The sequence below is a fragment of the Streptomyces muensis genome, from assembly GCF_021474425.1.
GTDB classification, from domain to species: domain Bacteria; phylum Actinomycetota; class Actinomycetes; order Streptomycetales; family Streptomycetaceae; genus Streptomyces; species Streptomyces muensis.
On the sequence record NZ_JAKEIP010000597.1, the window covers coordinates 1 to 1,016 of the forward strand.

The window sequence follows — 1,016 nt, forward strand, 5'->3', positions numbered from 1 at the left end:
CCGGTCCGGCCGCGCTCACGCCGCAGGGACGCCGCGATCCAGTCGAGGGGCAGGCGGGAGGGCGGGGGCGCTGCGTCGGACATGGCGTTCGCTCCATCGGTACGCTCGTTCGCCTTGACGAACATGACTCTTGCTGTCCATTGTAGAAAACATGCGTTCGCTACTCCGAACACCGATGATGGCACCCCTGGTGCGCGACAGCGCACTGGTCTGGCTGGCCAGCGGCGTCGTCGGCGTCTCCTTCGGCGCCATCTCGGTGGCCGGCGGGCTGCCCGTGTGGGTGCCGGTGGTGATGTCGCTGGTCGTGTACGCGGGCTCGGCCCAGTTCAGCGCGGTCGGGGTGCTGCTCGCCGGGGGCGGTCCGGTGGCCGCCGCGGCGACGGGGCTGCTGCTCAACACCCGCACCCTGGCCTTCGGCCTCGCCGTCGCGGACATCCTCGGCCGCGGCCGCCTCGCCCGGCTCCTGGGCGCGCACCTGGTGACCGACGAGACGGTGGCCTTCGCCCTCGCCCAGTCGGATCCGGCACGTCGGCGGGCGGCGTTCTGGATCTCCGGGCTCGGCCTGTTCGCCGTCTGGAACCTCGGCGTCCTGGCCGGCGCGCTGGCCGGCGACGCGCTCGGCGACACCGCCGCCTACGGCCTGGACGCGGCCTTCCCCGCCGTCCTCGTCGCCCTGGTGCTGCCCGCCCTGCGCGCGGATCCGGCCGTACGACGGTGCGCGCTGCTCGGCGCCGGTCTTGCGCTGGCGGTGACACCCGCCGTCCCGGCCGGGGTGCCGGTGCTGGTGGCGCTGGCGGGGCTCGTCGGACACGGGCGCGGCAGGGGGCGTACGGCATGAACGCGACGGTGGCCATGATCCTGGCGCTGGCGGTCGGGACGTACGCCTTCCGGCTGGTGGGCCCGGCGCTGCACGGCCGGGTGGCGCTTGCGCCGAGGGTGCGGGAGCTGCTGTCGGCGGGCGCGATCGTCCTGCTGGTGGCCCTGTTGGCGACGGGGGCGCTGACCGAGGGCGGGGG

At 75.1% G+C, this 1,016-nt stretch carries 2 protein-coding genes; both read left to right on the top strand.

Annotation, left to right across the window (positions count from 1 at the left end; all coding sequences use genetic code 11):
- Nucleotides 1–151 precede the first annotated feature (151 nt).
- The gene (locus tag L0P92_RS44620) at nucleotides 152–838 is read left to right on the top strand and encodes an AzlC family ABC transporter permease (RefSeq protein WP_234768837.1); all 687 of its coding nucleotides are present in this window, start codon (nucleotides 152–154) and stop codon (nucleotides 836–838) included.
- Nucleotides 835–1,016: AzlD domain-containing protein (locus L0P92_RS44625; protein WP_234768838.1), on the top strand; the 182-nt coding region annotated here is incomplete at its 3' end. The genes L0P92_RS44620 and L0P92_RS44625, both read left to right, overlap by 4 nt.